The organism is Acidobacteriota bacterium, assembly GCA_026707545.1.
In the GTDB taxonomy this organism is placed as follows: domain Bacteria; phylum Acidobacteriota; class Thermoanaerobaculia; order Multivoradales; family Multivoraceae; genus Multivorans.
Map to the genome: position 1 here is coordinate 1,366,878 of JAPOWR010000001.1, position 18,668 is coordinate 1,385,545.

General features: G+C 68.0%; 16 protein-coding genes. 10 read left to right on the forward strand and 6 right to left on the reverse strand.

The genetic code is table 11. The features are described from left to right. Positions 1 to 74: 74 nt before the first annotated feature. From OXG83_05410 to OXG83_05425, 4 genes are read right to left on the reverse strand one after another with little or no spacing between them, the layout of a single operon-like run. Entirely contained in the window at positions 75 to 1,376 is a 1,302-nt protein-coding gene (locus tag OXG83_05410) for a PQQ-binding-like beta-propeller repeat protein (protein ID MCY3964450.1), read from the reverse strand. After that, complete coding sequence (locus OXG83_05415; GenBank protein ID MCY3964451.1) at positions 1,373 to 4,318, reverse strand: insulinase family protein; 2,946 nt, start codon at positions 4,316 to 4,318, stop codon at positions 1,373 to 1,375. Before OXG83_05415 ends, OXG83_05410 begins: the two co-directional genes overlap by 4 nt. Positions 4,319 to 4,337: 19 nt before the next feature. Further along, the gene (locus OXG83_05420) at positions 4,338 to 5,090 is read right to left on the reverse strand and encodes a molybdopterin-binding protein (GenBank protein ID MCY3964452.1); all 753 of its coding nucleotides are present in this window, start codon (positions 5,088 to 5,090) and stop codon (positions 4,338 to 4,340) included. 12 nt (positions 5,091 to 5,102) lie between these two features. After that, positions 5,103 to 5,894 carry an enoyl-CoA hydratase/isomerase family protein gene (locus OXG83_05425; protein ID MCY3964453.1) on the reverse strand — a complete coding sequence of 264 codons (792 nt, stop codon included), beginning with the start codon at positions 5,892 to 5,894 and terminating at the stop codon, positions 5,103 to 5,105. A gap of 32 nt (positions 5,895 to 5,926) precedes the next feature. On the opposite strand from OXG83_05425, the gene OXG83_05430 reads away from it, so the two are divergent. The 10 genes from OXG83_05430 to OXG83_05475 all read left to right on the forward strand — a co-directional run bounded on the left by OXG83_05430 (position 5,927) and on the right by OXG83_05475 (position 17,148). Beyond that, a complete protein-coding gene (locus OXG83_05430; GenBank protein ID MCY3964454.1) occupies positions 5,927 to 6,493 on the forward strand; it encodes an iron-sulfur cluster assembly accessory protein in 567 nt (188 codons plus the stop codon). A 129-nt stretch (positions 6,494 to 6,622) separates the two neighbouring features. Continuing rightward, positions 6,623 to 8,029, forward strand: a complete 1,407-nt coding sequence (locus tag OXG83_05435) for a Na(+)-translocating NADH-quinone reductase subunit A (GenBank protein MCY3964455.1) — start codon at positions 6,623 to 6,625, stop codon at positions 8,027 to 8,029. Positions 8,030 to 8,035: 6 nt separating this feature from the next. Further along, complete coding sequence (locus tag OXG83_05440; protein ID MCY3964456.1) at positions 8,036 to 9,295, forward strand: NADH:ubiquinone reductase (Na(+)-transporting) subunit B; 1,260 nt, start codon at positions 8,036 to 8,038, stop codon at positions 9,293 to 9,295. Positions 9,296 to 9,321: 26 nt separating this feature from the next. Beyond that, positions 9,322 to 10,101 (forward strand): Na(+)-translocating NADH-quinone reductase subunit C, encoded by a 780-nt coding sequence (locus OXG83_05445; protein ID MCY3964457.1) that lies wholly within the window; start codon positions 9,322 to 9,324, stop codon positions 10,099 to 10,101. Next, positions 10,101 to 10,727, forward strand: coding sequence for an NADH:ubiquinone reductase (Na(+)-transporting) subunit D (locus OXG83_05450; protein MCY3964458.1), 627 nt, complete (start codon positions 10,101 to 10,103; stop codon positions 10,725 to 10,727). Before OXG83_05445 ends, OXG83_05450 begins: the two co-directional genes overlap by 1 nt. Positions 10,728 to 10,828: 101 nt before the next feature. Further along, positions 10,829 to 11,446, forward strand: coding sequence for an NADH:ubiquinone reductase (Na(+)-transporting) subunit E (gene nqrE / locus OXG83_05455; GenBank protein MCY3964459.1), 618 nt, complete (start codon positions 10,829 to 10,831; stop codon positions 11,444 to 11,446). Then, positions 11,446 to 12,660 carry an NADH:ubiquinone reductase (Na(+)-transporting) subunit F gene (nqrF, locus tag OXG83_05460; protein ID MCY3964460.1) on the forward strand — a complete coding sequence of 405 codons (1,215 nt, stop codon included), beginning with the start codon at positions 11,446 to 11,448 and terminating at the stop codon, positions 12,658 to 12,660. The genes nqrE and nqrF overlap by 1 nt, the downstream gene beginning before the upstream one ends. Before the next feature lie 302 nt (positions 12,661 to 12,962). Then, positions 12,963 to 14,009 carry an FAD:protein FMN transferase gene (locus OXG83_05465; protein ID MCY3964461.1) on the forward strand — a complete coding sequence of 349 codons (1,047 nt, stop codon included), beginning with the start codon at positions 12,963 to 12,965 and terminating at the stop codon, positions 14,007 to 14,009. A gap of 388 nt (positions 14,010 to 14,397) precedes the next feature. After that, the gene (apgM, locus tag OXG83_05470; GenBank protein MCY3964462.1) at positions 14,398 to 16,629 is read left to right on the forward strand and encodes a 2,3-bisphosphoglycerate-independent phosphoglycerate mutase; all 2,232 of its coding nucleotides are present in this window, start codon (positions 14,398 to 14,400) and stop codon (positions 16,627 to 16,629) included. Then, positions 16,630 to 17,148 carry a TrmH family RNA methyltransferase gene (locus OXG83_05475; protein MCY3964463.1) on the forward strand — a complete coding sequence of 173 codons (519 nt, stop codon included), beginning with the start codon at positions 16,630 to 16,632 and terminating at the stop codon, positions 17,146 to 17,148. A 1-nt stretch (position 17,149) separates the two neighbouring features. Here the strand turns inward: OXG83_05475 and OXG83_05480 are convergent, their stop codons facing one another. After that, a complete protein-coding gene (locus OXG83_05480; protein ID MCY3964464.1) occupies positions 17,150 to 17,842 on the reverse strand; it encodes a hypothetical protein in 693 nt (230 codons plus the stop codon). Beyond that, on the reverse strand, positions 17,839 to 18,657 hold the full coding sequence (locus OXG83_05485; GenBank protein ID MCY3964465.1) for a biotin--[acetyl-CoA-carboxylase] ligase: 819 nt from the start codon (positions 18,655 to 18,657) through the stop codon (positions 17,839 to 17,841). Before OXG83_05485 ends, OXG83_05480 begins: the two co-directional genes overlap by 4 nt. Positions 18,658 to 18,668 lie beyond the last annotated feature (11 nt).

An 18,668-nucleotide genomic window follows, 5' to 3' on the forward strand; every position in this document is an offset into this window, starting at 1 on the left:
TGACTCCGGGAGTGCTGGACGGTTTGCGGGCCCGCGGGCGGAGCCCGTGATCATACTCTGCCGCTGGTCCGCTCTCAGCGGGCCGGTTCGGCGATGCAGTACAGGAAGCTGGCGGTGCGCAGATAGAGCCGACCCTCGGCCACGCCTAGCGACGAGAGCGTAAAGCCCTGGACCTGGTTCTTCGCCAGGATCTCGAACTCGGGGCCGTCCCGGACCACCGTGGTCACGCCGTCCTCGCTGGTCGCGTAGACCTTGCCGTCGGCGACCAGCAGCGAGGCGCTGTAGGTGCCCGGCTCGAGCCGCTGGTTCTCCCACTCCGGCTCGCCGGTTCTGGCGTCGAGCCGTGACAGGAGACCGTTGTCGCGAAGCAGGTAGAGCGTCTCTCCGTCCGTCGCGGGGGTCGGCACGTCGGGACCTCGATCGGTCTGCCACAGGAGTTCCGGCTCGCCGCCGGCCCGGAGCCGCAACGCCTTCATCGGATTGACGCGGGTGGGGACGAAGACCAGATCCCCCGACGAAACCGGCGACGCGACGACCCGGTACATCGGGCTGTCCCTGGGGTTGAAACCTTCCACGCGCCATAGCTCGCGGCCGCTCTCCGGGTCGTGCCCGGTCGCGACGTCGCCGCCGTTCAACACCAGGACATGCCCGTCGCCAACCTCCACTAGAGCCGGCGTGATGTAAGCGTCGGGCGACTCCATGCGGGCCTCCGTCGGCCGTTCCTGCCTCCAGATCGTCTCCCCGGAAGAAGACTCGATTGCCAGCAGGTAGGACGGATCGTCCGTCTTCATGCCGTGAAGGACCGGCACGTAGAGCACCTCCCGCCAGAGCAGCGCGGATGAGCCGTAGCCGTGGTTCAGACCGAAGGCGCCGTAGTCCTGTTCGAGTTCCCGCGCCCAGAGCTGGTTGCCGTCGAAGTCGTAGGCCTGCAGGGCGCCCGTTCCCGTCAGCACCCAGACCCGCTCACCGTCGGTGATCGGGGACGGCGACGACATATTGTGCTTGCGCTGGAATCGGTTGCCGCCTCCGATCGTCCGCTGCCATGTGACCTCCCCCGAACCGGCGTCGACGCGCCACAGCGACAGGTCGTCGCCCTCGGCGACGTTCAGGAACACGATGTCGCCGACCACGATCGGGGTCGATCCGGAACGATCCGGTAGCTCCAGCTTCCAGAGGATGTTCCGCTCGACGTTGCCGTCGTGCGACCATTCGAGCGGCAGGCCAGTGTGTGCGCTGTAGCCGTTTCGCTCTGGCCCGCGCCAGTTCGGCCAGTCCGCCCCGCTCGCCGCCTCTGCCGCGAACAGCGCCGGCAGGATGCAGCAGACGGCGAGGCGGCCTCGGCCTCGACGTCGCGATTCCACTTTCGTTCGGTTCATGCTGCCTCCCTTGCCGCGGCCGGCTCACCGGCGCCGCCGGTTTCGTCGGTCTCTTCCGCCGCTTCCGGCATCAGCAGCACCTGGACCCGATTCTCGCCTCCCAGGTAGTCCACGGCCGCGCCGCGGATCATCTCGGCGTCGAGTCCATCGAACAGATCCTCGTAGGCCAGGATGCTGAGCGGATCGTCGCCGTACTGGTACACGCTCTGCAGGACGCCGAGCCAGAAGCCGTTCGTCTCCTTCGCCGTCTCCCGGCCGCGACGCTGCTGCTCACTGATCTGGGCGATCTCATCGTCCGCGGCCAGGTCATTGCGGAGAAGGGCAATCTCCTCCTCGACCGCTTCGAGCATCTCCTCGACGCGGTCCGGAGCGCAACTGAACGAAACCTGGATGGCGAAGGTGGATAGCGGAATCCGATCCGAACCCCCGGCGACGTTGGCGCTATAGGTGCCGCCGAGATCCTCCCGCAGGCGTTCCCGGAGGCGGTCCCGGAGCAGCGAGACCATCGAGTTCAGCCGGTAGCGGTTCAACTGGCTCTGCTCGAAGGGACCGCTGTAGACCACAGCGACCTGGCTCTGGTCCTCCAGACCCTTGTAGACGGTCCGCTCGATCCTCCCCTCCGGCGTGCGCACACCGACGTCCCGCCAGCTCTCCTGGCGGGTAGCTGTCGGCAGGCCGCCAAGCCAGGTCGTAACCAGCGGTTCGATCGAGTCCAGTTCGAAGTTGCCGGCAAAGAAGAAGATGAAGTCCGAGAAGTCCGCAAAACGGTCCTCGTAGACGGCGAAGATGCGGTCAAGATCGAGATCCTCCAGCATCTCCTCGGTCAGGATGCGCCGCCGCGGATGCTCCTGGGTCAGGATCTCCCGAAGCGTCTTGACCCAGGCGTACATCGGCATCGCGCTCTGGTTGCGCAGCAGAGCGCCCTGGCGGGTCAGGAAGGACTCGAACGCCTCCTGATCTCGCCGCGGAGCGGTCGCGCCGAGGTAGATCAACTCGAACAGCGTTTCCAGGTCCTTGGGCGAGCCCCGGCCGTTGATGCCCTCGAACAGCGGGCCGATGACCGGGCCGACCCGCGCCACCTTGCCGGCCAGCGCCTTGTTCAACTGGGTCAGACTGAAGTTGCCGAATCCGGACAGTTGGGCCACCGAGGTCGCCAGGTTCGCCTCCAGCCAGTCCTCATCCGAGACCAGGGAGGTGCCGCCGGGGCTGAAGGAGGCGAACAGAACCTCGTCGTTCTTGAAGTCGCTGGGGCGCAGCACGACGCGGACGCCGTTCGACAGGCGCCACTCGGTCACACCGAGTTCCTCGATCGCCTTGCGCTCGACGATCTGGCTCGGCGAGGGCCGGCTCGGCACGAGGGCGCCTTCGCCGACATCATCCTCGTAGGCCGCGATCTCGACCTCGCCGACCCGGCCGAAGACGGCCAGCAGTTCCTCCTCGGTGGGCGGTTCGAGGCCGTCCTTCTCGGGTCCGCTGGTGAGGATGACGCGATCCTCGTCGTGAATCCAGCCGCTGGCGGCCGCGTTGACTTCCGCCAGGGCGATCTCCGGCACGTACCGCCGCGCGATCTCGCGCTCGTAGGCGATGCCAGGGAAGGCTTCGCCGGTCAGGAAGTTGCGCTGGTACTCGCTCGTGAAGGCGGCGGAGTGCGTCTTGTCCCGCTCGTCGTAGGCGCGGTCCATCGCCCGCAGGGTGTTCACCTTGGCCCGTTCCAGTTCGCTCTCTTCGAAGCCATGGCGACGGGCGCGCTCGGACTCGGTAAGCAGCGCTTCCAGCGCCTCGACCGCGGCGCCCTCGCGTGCCCCCGCCGCAAGCAGGTAGAGGCTGCGCGTACGGGCCAGAGTCCCCCTGGTGCTCGTCGCGCCGATGAACGGCGGATCGGCCTCCTCGGCCCGCTCGGCCAGTCGGTTGTTCAACATCCCGTTGTAGAGGCCGCGGACCAGGCGCGCGCGGTAGTCGGCAACGGTCGTGTACGGATCCACCTCGCCCTTGTAGGCGACCGAGATCGAAGAGCGCGGCAGCTCCGGATCGGTGAACACGGAAACCAGCGTCTCCTCGTGCGGGGGAATCTCTGCCTCGAACCGCTCGCGCGGCTGGGCCGGCCCCACGAGATCGCCGAATCGGCGGCTGATCTCCCCCTCGATCGCGGCAGCGTCGAAGTCGCCGACCGCGATCACCGCCATCAGGTCCGGCCGGTACCAGTCGCGGTAGAAGTCCCGCAGCCGCTCCGGCGGCGCCTCGCGCAGGATCTCCGGGTCGCCGATCGGCAGCCTTTCGGCATACCGGGAGCCGTGGAACCGGTACGGGATCTCGGCGTCGCGCAGCCGCGCGCCCGCGCCCCGGTCGCCACGCCACTCCTCGACCACGACTCCGCGCTCGCGCTCGATCTCTTCGTCCTCGAAGCTGACTCCGGACGCCCAGTCCTCGAGCACGAGAAGCGCCGTGTCGAGAATCTCCGGGTCGTCGGTCGGCACCTCGAGCATGTAGACCGTCTCGTCGAAACTCGTGTACGCGTTGACGTCGGGACCGAAGCGCATGCCGATGCCCTGCAGGTAGTCGAGCAGCTCCGTCTTCTCGAAGTTCCGGGTGCCGTTGAAGGCCATGTGTTCCACGAAGTGGGCGAGGCCGAGCTGGTCGTCGTCCTCGAGCACCGAGCCGGCCCGCACGACGAGGCGCAGGAAGGCGCGGTTCTCCGGCCGCCCGTTGGCTCGCACGTAGTACCGGAGCCCGTTGTCGAGGCGCCCCGTCAGCACCGCCGGATCCTCCGGCAGAACCTCTGCCAGCTCGTAGGTCCAGCCGGCATCGCCTTCCGTCACTTCGCCGTCGGCTCCCTGCTGCGCGGCAGCCATAGCGACCACGCCGAGGAACACCGCAAGCGAAGCGATCCCCGCCCGGACACCGTAACTCGCGCCAGCCTCCCAAAGGCGATTCCACTCGTTCATGGTTCCTCCCTAGTTCTCATCAGCGGCTTCCGGCGGTTGCCGCCCCGCCTTCCACTCGCACCACCGCACCGACGGGCAGCGCCTGGACCAGTGCCTCGAGCGCGCGGTCCGCGGCTCCACGGCTGCGGCTGTCCACCGTCAGCTTGACCCGGTAGTCGCCGTCCATCACCGGATAACTGCCGATCTCGACCTCCGCATGAGCGGCGACGACCAGATCGAGCATCTCGGCGATGTCGGTCTCGCGGCACATCGTGTAGACGGCACGGCTGTAGAACCGCCGACCGGCAGCCAACCGGTCCCGCAGCAGGGGCAGCTTCATGCGGAAGATCCGCGGTACCCCCGGCAGTACGTAGACGTTCTCCATCACGACGGACGGCCAGGGCACGTCCGGCGTGCTGACCAGTTCCGCACCCTCCGGTACATCGGCCATCCGAAGGTGTCCCTCCGTGCAGCGCTCCCCCACCATCTCGCGGATCTTCGCCACCAGCTCCGAAGAGCGCACCAGAGGCCGCCCGAATGCGTGAGCCACCGCCTTGAGCGTGACGTCGTCATGGGTCGGCCCCACGCCGCCGCTCGTGATCACGTAGTCGAAGCGGTGCCGCAGGCGACGAATGTCGGCCGCGATGCCGACGGCGTCGTCCGGGCAGATGACGACCCGCTCGAGTTCGATGCCGAGACCGAACAGCTCCCGCGCCAGCAGGGTCAGATTCGCCTCCTCCACCTTGCCGGTGAGAATCTCGTTCCCGATGATCAGGGCCGCTGCCGTCGGCATCGGCGTAGCTTATTACCGGCCCTCGAATCGCGGCGGCCGGCGCTCCGTCAAGGCCTGCACCCCCTCGCGCGCGTCGGCGGTGCGGAAGGTGACCTCCTGCTCCGCGCTCTCCAGATCGAGGGCCTCGCCGAGGGTGCGTTCGAAGGTCCCACGTACCGTGCGCTTGGTTGCCTTGACGGCGATCGGCCCGGCGGCGGCGATCTCGAGCGCCAGATCCTCGACGACCTGGTCGAAGTCCCCGTCGGCTTCGCGGCTGGCGATCCCCCACTCGACCGCCGTCGCCGCGTCGATCAGGCGGCCACTGTAGAGGAGCTCGGCGGCCCGGGCAGGACCGATCAGCCGGGGCAGTGTCCAGGTGGCGGCCATCCCGGGGTGAATCCCGAGCTTCACGAAGGTCATGCCGACCCGCGCGCCGGTCTTGATCACCCGCATGTCGCAGCCGAGGGCAAAGCAGAGCCCGGCACCGATCGCGTGGCCGTTGATCGCGGCGATGGACGGCGCCTCGAGGTCACGAACGGAGAGGTACAGACGGTAGAAGTTCGCGCCGCCGCCGAGGCCGGGGCCCGCGCCAGGATCCTCGCTGACCTCCTCCTGGATGCTCTTCAGGCTGCCGCCGGCGCTGAAGGCGCGTCCGGACCCGCTCACGATGACCACCCGGGTCTCGTCCCGCTCGTTGATCAGGGGAACGGCGTCCCGGATCTCCCCGCCCATCGCCGGCGTCATCGCGTTCAACTGTGACGGCACGTTCAGGGTCAACCGCGTGACCGGACCCTGGTGTGACACCTGGATGTGCTCGAAACTCATGGCACCGGACCTCCTTCGGTAAGATGCGGCGCATGCTAACGATCACCGAGCTGGCACAGAAGAAGGTGGCTGAAGCGATGAAGGACGAGGAGCGCGACGACCTCGCTCTCCGCATCGCGATCGCCGGCCGGACAGGCGGCGGCTTCCGCTACCAGATGGACCTGGTCGGCCTCGACGAGGCCCGCCCTGGCGACGAGATCCTGGACACCGAGGCGTTCAAGGTCTACGTCGACTCCGAGAGCGCCCCGGATCTCGATGGCGCCACGATCGACTTCGTCACCCGGCTCTCCGAGAGCGGTTTCAAGTTCGACAACCCGAACTCGGTCTGGGGCGACGGAGTGGCCGCCGACGTCCAGCGCGTCCTCGATGAACAGATCAACCCGCAGATCGCCGCGCACGGCGGCTTCGTCACCCTGCTCAAGGTCAAGGACGAAACCGCCTACATCACGATGGGCGGCGGTTGCCAGGGCTGCGGCATGGCCGACTACACGCTCAAGCAGGGCGTCGAGCAGGCCATCGTGGAGGCGGTGCCGGCCGTGCAGCGCGTCCTCGACACGACGGATCACGCCGCCGGCACGAACCCCTACTACGCGCCGTAGCAGGGGGCCCAGGAGGCGGCGCGGTCCTCCCGTATTGCCCAACCCCCACCGTTGTGGAATAGTCCCTCACTGGTCGAGCGACGCGCTCCGATTCGCCTTCGCTCGCCGGAATAGAGCACGTCACGATCGATGGGCACGCACCGTTTCAGGCGGGGATTGAGCCTGCCCATCTCGGGCGCTCCGGAGCAGACGGTGGAGGACGCCGCGGCTCCCGGTACCGTGGCGATCAGCGCCGCCGACTACCCGGGTATGAAGCCGGCGATGCACGTGGCACCGGGCGATGCGGTGAGGCGCGGGCAGCTCCTGTTCGAGGATCGCAAGCAGCCCGGCGTGCGCTTCACCTCCCCCGCCGCGGGCACGGTGACCGCCGTGAACCGGGGCGCGAAGCGGGCCCTGATCTCGGTCGTCGTGCGGGTGGACGCCTCCGACCGGGCCAGCGCCGGCGCCCAGGCCGACTTCGCGGGCTACACGGGCCGCCACCCCAGCGCGCTCAGCCGCGAGGAGGTCGTGGCACTGCTGGTCGAGTCCGGCGACTGGACCGCCCTGCGGGCCCGTCCCTTCGGACGCACCGCGGCTCCCGGATCGACGCCGAAGTCGATCTTCGTGACCGCGATGAGCAGCGAGCCCTTCGCTCCTGCCACCGACATGATCGCCGGCGGACGGGCCGGCGACCTGGAACGGGGCCTCGCCGCGCTGGCGCGGCTGACGGACGGACCGGTGTACCTCTGCCGCGCACCCGGCACGCTCGCCGGCATCGAGACCAGCGGTTCGTTACGCGTCGAGGAGTTCAGGGGACCCCACCCGGCCGGCGCCGCGGGGCTGCACATTCACACCCTGGACCCGGTGGACCGCAACAAGCTGGTGTGGCAGATCGGGCTGCAGGACACGCTGGCGATCGGCCGCCTGTTCGCCACGGGTGAACCCGACGTCCAGCGCATCATTGCTCTGGGCGGTCCACCGGTGCAGAGGCCCAGGCTGCTGCGCACCCGGCTCGGCGCCGCGCTCGCCGACGTGACGAGGGGCGAGATCGGTACCGGTGCGGAAGCCGTCCCCGACGGTACCGTGCGGGTGATCACCGGCTCGCCGCTCAGCGGTCGCACGGCGATGGGCAAGGAGATGCCGGCCGATCTCCACGGCTACCTCGGCCGCTTTCACGACACCGTATCGGTGCTCGAGGACGACCACGGCCGCCACTTCCTGGGCTGGCTCAACCCCGGTTTCGGCGCCTTCTCCCGCGCCCGCGCCTTCGCTTCCTCGCTGCTGCCGCGCCGGTCGTTCGCGATGACCACGACCACGCACGGCTCGCCGCGCGCCATCGTGCCCATCGGCCTCTACGAGAGCGTCTTTCCCTGGGACCTGCAGCCGACCTTCCTGCTCAAGTCCCTGGTCGCCGGGGACATTGAGCGGGCCGAGGAACTCGGCTGCCTGGAACTGCTGGAGGAGGACCTGGCGCTCTGCACGTTCGTCTGCCCGGGCAAGACGGAGTATGGGCCGTACCTCCGCGACGCGCTCGAACTGATCGAGAAGGAAGGCTAGGGGCGAATGAGATTCCTGCGCCGGATTCTCGACAAGCAGGCCCGCCACTTCGAGCCGGGGGGAAGGTTCGAGCGCTTCTACCCGCTGTACGAGGCGCCGGACACCTTCCTGTACACCCCGGGCAAGACGACGGCCGGCGCCGCCCACGTACGCGATGCGCTCGACCTGAAGCGCCTGATGATGACCGTCGTCGTGGCGCTGGTGCCCTGCGTGCTGATGGCGATGTGGAACACGGGCCGTCAGGCCCACCTGGCGATCGCGGGCGGTGCCACCGCGCTGCCCAACTGGCGGACCGACGCGATGGAGATGCTCGGGCTGTCGTTCGACGCTTCCAGCCTGCTCGCCAACACGGTCCACGGCGCGCTGTACTACGTGCCGGTCCTGGTCGTGACCTTCGCCGTCGGCGGCGCCTGGGAGGGACTGTTCGCCGTTGTCCGGCGGCACGACGTGAACGAGGGCTTCCTGGTCACCGGCATGCTCTTCCCCCTGGTGCTGCCGCCGACGATCCCGCTGTGGCAGGTCGCCGTCGGCATCAGCTTCGGCGTGGTCGTCGGCAAGGAGATCTTCGGTGGAACGGGCTACAACGTCCTGAACCCGGCTCTGACGGCGCGGGTCTTCCTGTTCTTCGCCTATCCGGCCCAGATCTCGGGCGACGCCGTGTGGATCGCTGCGGGCACGTCGTCGGCACCAGATGGCTACAGCGGCGCCACCGCGCTCGGCGAGATCGCGGTGCTTGAGCCCGTCGAGGGCTCCGACGCGCCGCTGGACGGACTGAGCGCCATCGAGGGCAAGGTCTCCTGGATGCAGGCCTTTCTCGGCGACATTCCGGGATCGATGGGCGAGACCTCCGCGCTGGCCTGCCTGATCGGCGCGGCGATTCTGATCGCGACCGGCATCGGTTCCTGGCGGATCATGGTCGCGGCGACGGCCGGCACGGCGGCGATCTCCCTGCTGCTCAACCTCATCGCATCGCCGACCAACGCGATGCTCTCTGTCCCCTTCCACTGGCACCTCGTGCTCGGCGGCTGGGCCTTCGGCATCGTCTTCATGGCTACGGACCCGGTGAGCGCCGCGCAGACGAACCGGGGACGCTACATCTACGGCTTCCTGGTCGGCGTGCTGGCCGTCCTGATCCGCACGATCAACCCCGCCTTCCCGGAAGGCGTGATGCTCGGCATCCTGTTCATGAACCTGTTCGCGCCCCTGATCGACCACTACGTGCTGAAGGCGAACATCAAGCGCCGCCAGGCACGCTACGCGCAGTAAGCTCCACTCGACCGGCGGAGTTCACCATGGCAAACCGACAGGCCACCGGCTACACCCTCCTGTTCGCGACCGCGATCTGCATCGTGTGCGGGATCCTCGTGTCCTCCTTCGCGGTCAGCCTGGAGGAGCTCCAGGACGAGAACATCGCCCTCGACAAGCAGAAGCGGGTGCTGGAGGCCGTGGGCCTGCTCCAGCCCGGTGAGCCGATCGAAGAGGCCGAGGTCGCGGAGCGCTTCGCGCCGATCGAACCGGTGCTCATCGAGCTCACCTCGGGCGAGGCGGTGGACGGCGACACGGCGACCTTCGACCAGCAGCGCCGCGCCCGGGATCCCGCCACCAGCATCGAAGCCCCCGACAACCTGGCCAAGGTCAAGCGCATTCCCGATCAGTCCCTGCTGTACGAGGTGCGCGGCGACGGCGGCGAACTCGAAATGGTCGTGCTGCCGATCGAGGGTCTGGGACTCTGGGGAACCCTGTACGGCTTTCTGGCGCTCGACGCGGACACGACGACCGTGCGCGGCATCACCTACTACCAGCACAAGGAGACGCCGGGCCTGGGCGGCGAGGTGGACAATCCGAGCTGGAAGGACAAGTGGCCCGGACGCAAGGCCTTCGATGACGACGGCGAGGTTCGCCTGGCCGTGATCAAGGGCTTTGCCGGGAACGCCGAGGAGGACCCCTACGAGGTCGACGGTCTCGCCGGCGCGACGATCACCAGCAACGGGGTAACGAACATGCTCGATTTCTGGCTCGGGGAGAACGGCTTCGAGCCCTACCTCAACCGGATCCGCGCGGAGGCCAACTGATGGCTGTCAAGAAGAGCGAAGCGGCGCTCGATCCCCTCTTCAACAATAATCCGATCGCGCTCCAGGTCCTAGGCATCTGCTCGGCGCTGGCGGTGACGACGAAGATGGAGACCTCGGTCGTCATGTGCGCGGCCGTCATCGCCGTGCTCACCCTGTCGAACCTGACGATCAGCCTGCTCCGGCATCAGATCCCGAACAGCATCCGGATCATCGTCCAGTTGACCGTCATCGCATCGCTGGTCATCGTCACCGACCAGATCCTCAAGGCCTACGTGTTCGAGATCAGCAAGCAGCTCTCGGTGTTCGTCGGGCTGATCATCACGAACTGCATCATCATGGGGCGGGCGGAAGCCTTCGCGATGCAGAACCCGCCGTCCCTGGCCATCCTCGACGGCATCGGCAACGGCATCGGCTACAGCGCGATCCTGATGGTCACGGCGTTCCTGCGCGAGCTGTTCGGTTCCGGGAAGCTCTACGGCTACAGCGTTCTGCCCACGGTCTCGGAAGGAGGCTGGTACCTGCCGAACGGCCTGATGCTGCTGTCTCCCGCCGCCTTCTTCATCATCGGCGGATTGATCTGGGCGCTACGCGTGTACAAACCCGCTCAAGTCGAGATGGACGGGTAAGGAGGGACGCCATGCACAAGCGACGAAGCACTCCCCACGCGGCGCGTGTAGCCCTGCTCCTTGTTCAAGTCGAGATGGACGGCTAGGGAGGACGCCGGACGATGTTCGAGGACTACCTGAACCTGGCCGTGAAGGCCATCTTCATCGAGAACATGGCCCTGACCTTCTTCCTGGGCATGTGCTCCTTCCTGGCCGTGTCGAAGAAGGTCGAGACCGCGGTCGGCCTCGGCCTGGCGGTCATCTTCGTGCTCACCGTGACCGTGCCCGCGAACAACCTGATCCAGACTTACCTCCTGAACGAGGGCGCTCTCGCCTGGATCAGCCCCGAGTTCGCCGGCGTCGACCTGACCTTCCTGAACCTGCTCTGCTTCATCGGCACGATCGCGGCGATGGTCCAGCTCGTGGAAATGACGACCGACCGCTTCTTCCCCGCGCTGCACGCCACACTGGGCATCTTCCTGCCCCTGATCGCGGTGAACTGCGCCATCCTGGGGGGCTCCCTGTTCATGGTCGAACGGGACTACGACTTCGGGGAAAGCGTCGTCTTCGGCCTGGGCAACGGTATCGGCTGGTTCCTGGCCGTCGTCGCCCTGGCGTCCATCCGTGAGCGCCTGCGCTACAGCAACGTGCCCCACGGTCTGCGCGGCCTGGGCATGACCTTCGTCATCACCGGACTGATGGCGTTCGGCTTCATGGCTTTCGGGGGCATCCAGTTGTGATCACCGTCGTCCTCGGGGTGACGATGTTCACCGTCGTCATCCTCGCCCTGGTCACGGCCCTGATGCAGGCCAAGGCCCGGCTCGTCGCCGGCGGCGAGGTGTCGATCCTGATCAACGAGGAGAAGACGCTGGCCGCCGCGACCGGCGGCACCCTGCTCGGCACCCTGGCCGAGCACCAGATCTTCATCCCTTCCGCCTGCGGAGGCCAGGGCACGTGCGGCGTCTGCACGGTCGACGTGTTCGAGGGCGGTGGCGCCATGCTGCCGACCGAGAAGACGCACATCAGCCGCCGCGAGGCGCGCGAGGGCTGCCGCCTGAGCTGCCAGGTCAAGATCAAGGAGGACATGAAGATCGGCATCCCCGCCGAGGTCTTCGGGGTCAAGAAGTGGCAGTGCAAGGTGCGCTCGAACGAGAACGTCGCCACCTTCATCAAGGAACTCGTGCTGGAGCTGCCCGAAGGCGAGGAGGTGCCCTTCCGCGCCGGCGGCTACATCCAGATCGAGTGCCCGCCGCACGTGGTGAACTACAGCAACTTCGCCATCGAGGACGAGTACCACGACGACTGGGACCGCTTCAAGATCTGGGACCTGGTGTCCAAAGTCGACGAGACCGTGATCCGGGCCTACTCGATGGCGAACTACCCCGACGAGAAGGGCGTCATCATGCTGAACGTGCGCGTGGCGACGCCGCCTCCCCGCCAGATGGACCTGCCGCCCGGTCAGATGTCCTCCTACATCTTCGACTTGAAGCCAGGCGACGAGGTGACGATCGCCGGCCCCTTCGGCGAGTTCTTCGCCAAGGACACGGACGCCGAGATGGTCTTCGTCGGCGGAGGCGCCGGCATGGCGCCCATGCGCTCCCACATCTTCGACCAGTTCCGACGCATCCACACGAACCGCAAGGTGTCCTTCTGGTACGGCGCCCGCTCCTACCGAGAGGCCTTCTACATCGACCACTTCGACCGGATCGCCGAAGAGAACCCGAACTTCACCTGGCACCTCGCCCTCTCCGACCCACTCGAGGAAGACAACTGGGACGGCTACACCGGCTTCATCCACCAGGTCCTATACGACAACTACCTGAAGGACCACCCCGCCCCGGAAGACGTCGAGTACTACCTCTGCGGCCCCCCCCTGATGCTCCAGGCCTGCATGAAGATGCTCGACGACCTCGGCGTCGAACCCGAGAACATCGCCTTCGACGACTTCGGCTAGGCCTGGCGATGCGCTGCGGGCGCGGGGCGTTGGTGGCACCCGCCAGGCGCGGGTCCGGGGGGAGGGGTCCCAGGTGCCGTTCGCGCTTGGTCGGAAGATGTAAGGGGGTGCGCTCACTGCACTCCGCTCGCTTCGGTCAGGCACCGGTTGCCGTGATGGCGCCGGCCGTCGCTCGCTCCGAGCCACCTGGGACCCCTCCCCCCGGACCCGCACCTGGCTGGACGTCGTCGAGCTGTCGCATCGCACCGTCGGCACCGAAGTCGTCTCGGTCGAAGCGGGGATGGCGACCAGGCTGGCCGGTGTTGGCAGTCCTCGCTGGCCTCACGATCGGCTGTGGGCAGGCATCTGAGGAGCTCGTGCTGCAGGGGCCGACGATGGGCACCTACTATCGGGTGCGCGCCATTGCGGACTCGGGTGATCGCGAGACGATTCGGGCTCTGGTCCAGCAACGGTTGGATGCGGTTGACCGCAGGATGTCGACCTACCGGGACGACTCGGAGATCTCTCGCTTCAATCGGCTCGCGGCCGGCGAGTCCTTCGTGTTCGCAGAGGAAACCTGGGCAGTCCTGGAACTCGCCTGGCGGGTGCGCGAGGAGAGCAACGGTGCGTTCGACCCAACAGTGGGGCCCCTCGTCGACGCCTGGGGCTTCGGTGCGCCCGGACGCGGTGCGGAGCCGACACCTCCTCTCGATGATCGCCTAGTGGAGCTACGTCGGGCGGTGGGCTCGATCGAGCTGGCATCTGAGGGCCACCGAGTTCTCAAGCTCGAAGACGGAGCAGCTCTCGACTTATCCGCTATCGCCAAGGGTTGGGCAGTCGATAGCGTTTCCGAGGCTCTGCTCAAAGCCGGTTACACCAATCACCTCGTAGAGGTCGGCGGCGAGGTGCGCACCACCGGAAGTAGCCCAGCGGGCGACCCGTGGCGCATCGCGATTGAACGGCCACCCGTTCGAGTGACCGATCCCGCGCCAACAAGCGCCCCGGCAACCACAACGGCGGAGGCCCCAAAAGCCGGGCTCCAGAGGGTTCTCCTCTTCACCGACGGATCCCTGGCGACCTCGGGCGACTACCGAAACTACTGGGAGCGTGATGGCGTCCGCTACTCCCACACGATCGACCCCCGCACGGGACGGCCCGTTGAACACGCCCTTGCCTCGACCAGCGTGTTCCACACCAGCTGCGCCGTGGCCGACGCCTACGCCACCGCCCTGATGGTCCTCGGCCCCGAGGACGGCCTGGAGTGGGCGGACGAGAACGACATCGCCGCCCTGCTCCTTGTCTACCGCGAGGACTCACTCGAAGAACTCCCGAGCCGCGCTTTTCGCAACCGGTTCGGACCCGCCGAGTAGCGGGCAGCCCGACGCCGTCCAGCCGGTCCGGGGCTCCGTGGGGGGAGGGGTCCCAGCGGACTCGAAGCGAGCGACGCCCGGCGACCCTCTGCCGACTGACAACGAACCGGAGCGAGCGTAGTGGAGTGCGCGCAGTCCTCCCATCCTCTCAGAGAGCGCGCACGGCCGCTGGGACCCTTCCCCCCACGGAACCCCGGACCAGGCGGGTGCTCTCCTCCGCCCCGCGCCGGTAGACTCGCCTGTGAGTCATGGCGGTCCTGTTTCTCACGATTACTGTCATCGCCGCTTCGGTGATTCTCATGGCGGTCGGCGTGCTGTTGAGCGGGCGCTGCCTGCGAGGGTCCTGCGGGGGTCCCGATGTGCTCGGGCCCGATGGTGAGCCGCTGAGTTGCTCCAACTGCCCGCTGCGCCGTGCGCGGGAGGAGACCTGATCGTCACCGAGGGCGCCACCGAGCGCCCGATCCAGATCACTCACCACGGCGAGACGCAGCCGTTCTCCCGCGGGTTGCTCGCCCGCAGCCTCTACGCTGCCGGACTCGACTTCGACCGGGCCTACCGTCGGGTGGAGCAACTGCAGCGACAGTTGCAGCACGAAGGCACGACCAGCCTCGAGAAGCGGCGTCTCGTACGGCGGATCGCCGACTTTCTGGACACGGAAGAGGGCTCAGACACCGCCGGTCGCTACCGGCTGATCCGGCGCCTGCGGCGGCTGCCCAAACCCCTGATCCTCTACATCGGCGGCGCCGGCGGCACAGGGAAATCGACGCTGGCCCTCGACCTGGCGCCGCAACTCCGCATCTACCGGATCAACGCCACCGACACCGTGCGTCAGGTGATGCGGATGGTGTTCGCGCCGGCGATTCTGCCGGCGCTTCACGTCTCGAGCTATGAGGCGGCAACGGACCCTTCCGCCGAACTTGCCGCGGGAGCCGCGAATCCACAACTCGCCACGCTCGAAGAGCAGGCGACCAGGGTATGCGTCGGCGTGCGGGCCGTGGTCGAAAGGGCGATCGCCGAGAACATCAGCCTCGTGGTCGAGGGAGTCCACCTCTCGCCCGGACTGGTTCCCTTCACCGACCTGGAGGGAGAGGCGTATCAGTTCTTCGTCGTTCTCTCCACCCCGGACGAGGAGGTTCATCGGAGTCACTTTCTGGCGCGCGAGACCTTCGACGGCCGGAAGTCGAGCCGGCACCTGGATCACTTCACGGTGATTCGCGAACAGCAGGACCGCCTCCTGCACCTGGCCGGAGAGGCCGACATCCCCATCCTGGACACGACGGACCGCGAACAATCGCTCTCGGCGGCCATCGCCCTGCTCGGACAGAGCCTCTCCCAGCGACTTCCCTGGCTGACCCAGGCATCGGTCGAGTCGCTCGGCGAACGACGCACGCCGGCTCTGCTCCTGGTGATCGACGGATTACCCGACCGGCCCCTGCGCTCGCTCGGTGCACGGACGCCCCTGGAGGCCGCCCGCACCCCGACTCTCGACCGGCTAGCCAGGGAAGGCGTCTGCGGTCTGGCCGACCCGGTGGCACCGGGCGTCGTTCCGGATACGGCCTCGGGCAACCTCGCCCTGTTCGCGCAGTCACCGCGGGTGATGACGCGTGGACCGATCGAGGCGCTCGGCGCCGGCCTCAAGCTGAAGGCGGGCACGATCGCCATTCGGGGCAACTTCGCCACCCTCGATGAACGCGGCAGCGTCGTCGACCGCCGCGCCGGCCGCATCCGCGAGGACGCGAAGAAGCTGGCGAAGGCGATCGACAAGCTGGACCTTCCCGCTTCCGATCGGGTCAAGGTGCGCGTGCGGGCAACGACCGAGCATCGGCTCGCGATCACGCTGCGCGGAGGCGGGCTGACTTCGGCCATCCAGGGCTCCGACCCGGGCGAGGGGGCTCCGTCCGGGCCGCCCCTGGCGCCGCGACCCCTCGATCCCAACGACGACAGCGCCGAGCGAACCGCCCGTGTCCTCGCCCTGTTCGAACAGGAGGCCCGCCGGGTCCTGGCCCGGCACCCGGTCAATGAGAAACGCCTGGAGAACGGAAAGCTGGCGGCCAACGCCGTCCTCACCCGGGGCGTGGGCCGGGTCCACCGCCTGCTTCCCCTGGAACCCGGCGGGTTGCCGCTCGAAGCTGCCTGCGTCGGCGGCGACCGCACCGTGATGGGGATCGCCTCGGCGCTCGGCGCTTCCGTGATCCGCCGCCGCGGCATGACCGCGAACGTGGATACGGACCTCTCGCTCAAGTTCGACTGCGCCCTGGAGGCGCTCGAGGAGCACGACCTGGTGATGGTCCACGTCAAGGGCGCCGACATCGCCGCCCACGACCGCCGCCCCGATCTGAAGGTCGCCTTCCTGGAACGGCTCGACCGCGAACTGGGGACCCTGCTCGACCGGCTGGAGCAACCCGTCCGGGTCGCCGTGACGGCCGATCACGCCACCCTGTCTGAACTGGGCGCGCATGGCGCCGATCCCGTGCCGGTGCTGATCTGGGGTGAGGGGATCGCACCGGACGGCGTGACAAGTTACGGCGAGCGCGCCGCGGGAACCGGCAGGTTGAATCGGTTCCCGCTCCAGCTCCTGATCGAGCGTCTCTTCGAGCAGCACGGCAGCGAGACGATCTGAGTGGCGAAGAAAGTCGAACGCCCTGTCCAGCGCCGTGCGGATCTTGCAGGCGGTCGCGGCTTCGCCTGCGTCGCCCTCGACCGACCTGCCGATCCCGTCAACGTCGGCCACGTCCTGCGGGCAGCGCTCTGCTTCCAGGCCCGGATGATCATCCTCGGCCAGCCATCGGAACACATCGACGTCCGGCGGCTGCCGACCGATCCGACCCGCGCCTACCGGCACGTTCCGGTGATCGAGGTGGAGGATCTGCTCGAGGCAACTCCTCGCGACACGGCCCTCGTCGCGGTGGAGATCGTTCCGGATGCGATCGCACTTCCCGATTTCGTTCACCCCGAGCGGGCCTGCTACGTGTTCGGGCCCGAGAGCGGTTCGGTTTCGGAGCGCATCCTGAAGCACAGCGACCATCGCCTTCGCGTTCCCACCGCGGTATCGCTGAACCTCGGCATGACGGTTGGCGTCGTGCTCTACGACCGCTGCGCCGACCGCTGGCGCCGCAACCGACAGGAAGGGTCCGACTGAGTCAGTTTTCGCCGGGCGATGTCGCCGTCTCGGCAAAGAGCGACAGCAGGGGAAGCCCGAGCCGCTCGCGCACCAGGCGGCGCACCAGACGCTGACGGAGATCCGGCAGCCTCTGCTCCTCCACTCGTCCCGCCGTCCGGCGCAGCGCTTCGTCGGCGCCCGCCACTACGGCCTCGCGGTCCGGGGCTGCCAGCGAGTCGAACGCCCGCGCGACCAGTTCGAGATCCAACTCCGCCAGTCTCGCCTCGATCTCCGGCGCCGGTCCGTCGAGCGCCAGGAGCCTGCGTCTTGTGGCGTCGACTCCCTGAAGCGAGGAGGGCAGGGCTGCCGCGAGTGCGACCAGCTTCCGAGGCACATCGATAGCCGGCGGCGGCCTTTGAACCGACGGTATCGGTCCCAGCTCCCGATGGACGGCCCATGCCTTCTCCACCGCCGGCCGGCAGTAGCGCAGACTGCTCACCCGCCGCTTGGGCGCATCCGGCGAGGCGGCCGCCCGTTCGGCCCGCCGCGCGAACACTTCGCGGATGCTCTCGAGAACCAGGGTTAGCGGTACGCCATCCCGCCGCCACTGCCGCGCAAGACGCCAGTCCGCCGGACTCAGCAGCAGGGGTGCTCCCCGCAGCCTGATGAACTCCTCCTCGATGACCTCGAAGTAGTCGCGGTCCCCGCTCCCGGGATCCGCTCCCGGCGTCACGCCTCGATGACCTCGCCCGACGCGATCGTGCGCAGGCCGGCCGGCGTCTCGAGGCGGAAGCGTCCGCCGTCGTCGAAGCCGGCGAACCGGCCCGAAACCGTCTCGCCGCCGATCCGGCAGCTCACTTCGTCGCCCTCGCGATGGATCGTGCAGCGGCGGTAGGAATCCAGGGTGTACTCCAAATCACCCGCACGACCCAGCTCGCATTCCATCGAACTGGCGAGCCGTGCGACGGCGGCCGCCCGCGAAGGCGGCCTTCCGGTTTCGAGCGCGATCGATGTTGACACGGGCGTCGGCAGCTCGCCTGCTGTGCCGAAGTCGTAGTTCACGCCGAAACCGATCACGGCCACGGTCTCTCCCCCGCCGCCGACTACCGTCTCGATCAGGACGCCCGCGATCTTGCGGCCCTCCACGAGCACGTCGTTGGGCCACTTGAGGCCCGCTCGCCCGTCGACGAAGTCCGTCACCGCACGGCACACGCCGATGCCGGCGAGAAGGGGCAGCGACCCGAGCTGATCCTCCAGGGGGCCAGCTCCCGCGATCGGCAACGGCTGCAGCCAGGTGCAGTAGAGACCCCGTTCCGCGGTGCTGACCCAGGAGCGGCCCTGTCGACCCCGACCCGCCGTCTGCTCGAAGGCCACGACCAGGGCAGGCTGCGGCATCGACTCTTCCTCGAAAAACCGCTCCGCGAGTGTCTTGACGAAGCGGTTCGTCGAATCGACGGTATCCATCAACACGAAGTTTCCCGCCAGGCGCGGCGACCAGGCCAGCAGTTCCCCGGTGAACTGGTCGAATGCCTCGGAGCGGTCCGCCATCGGGGCGCGAA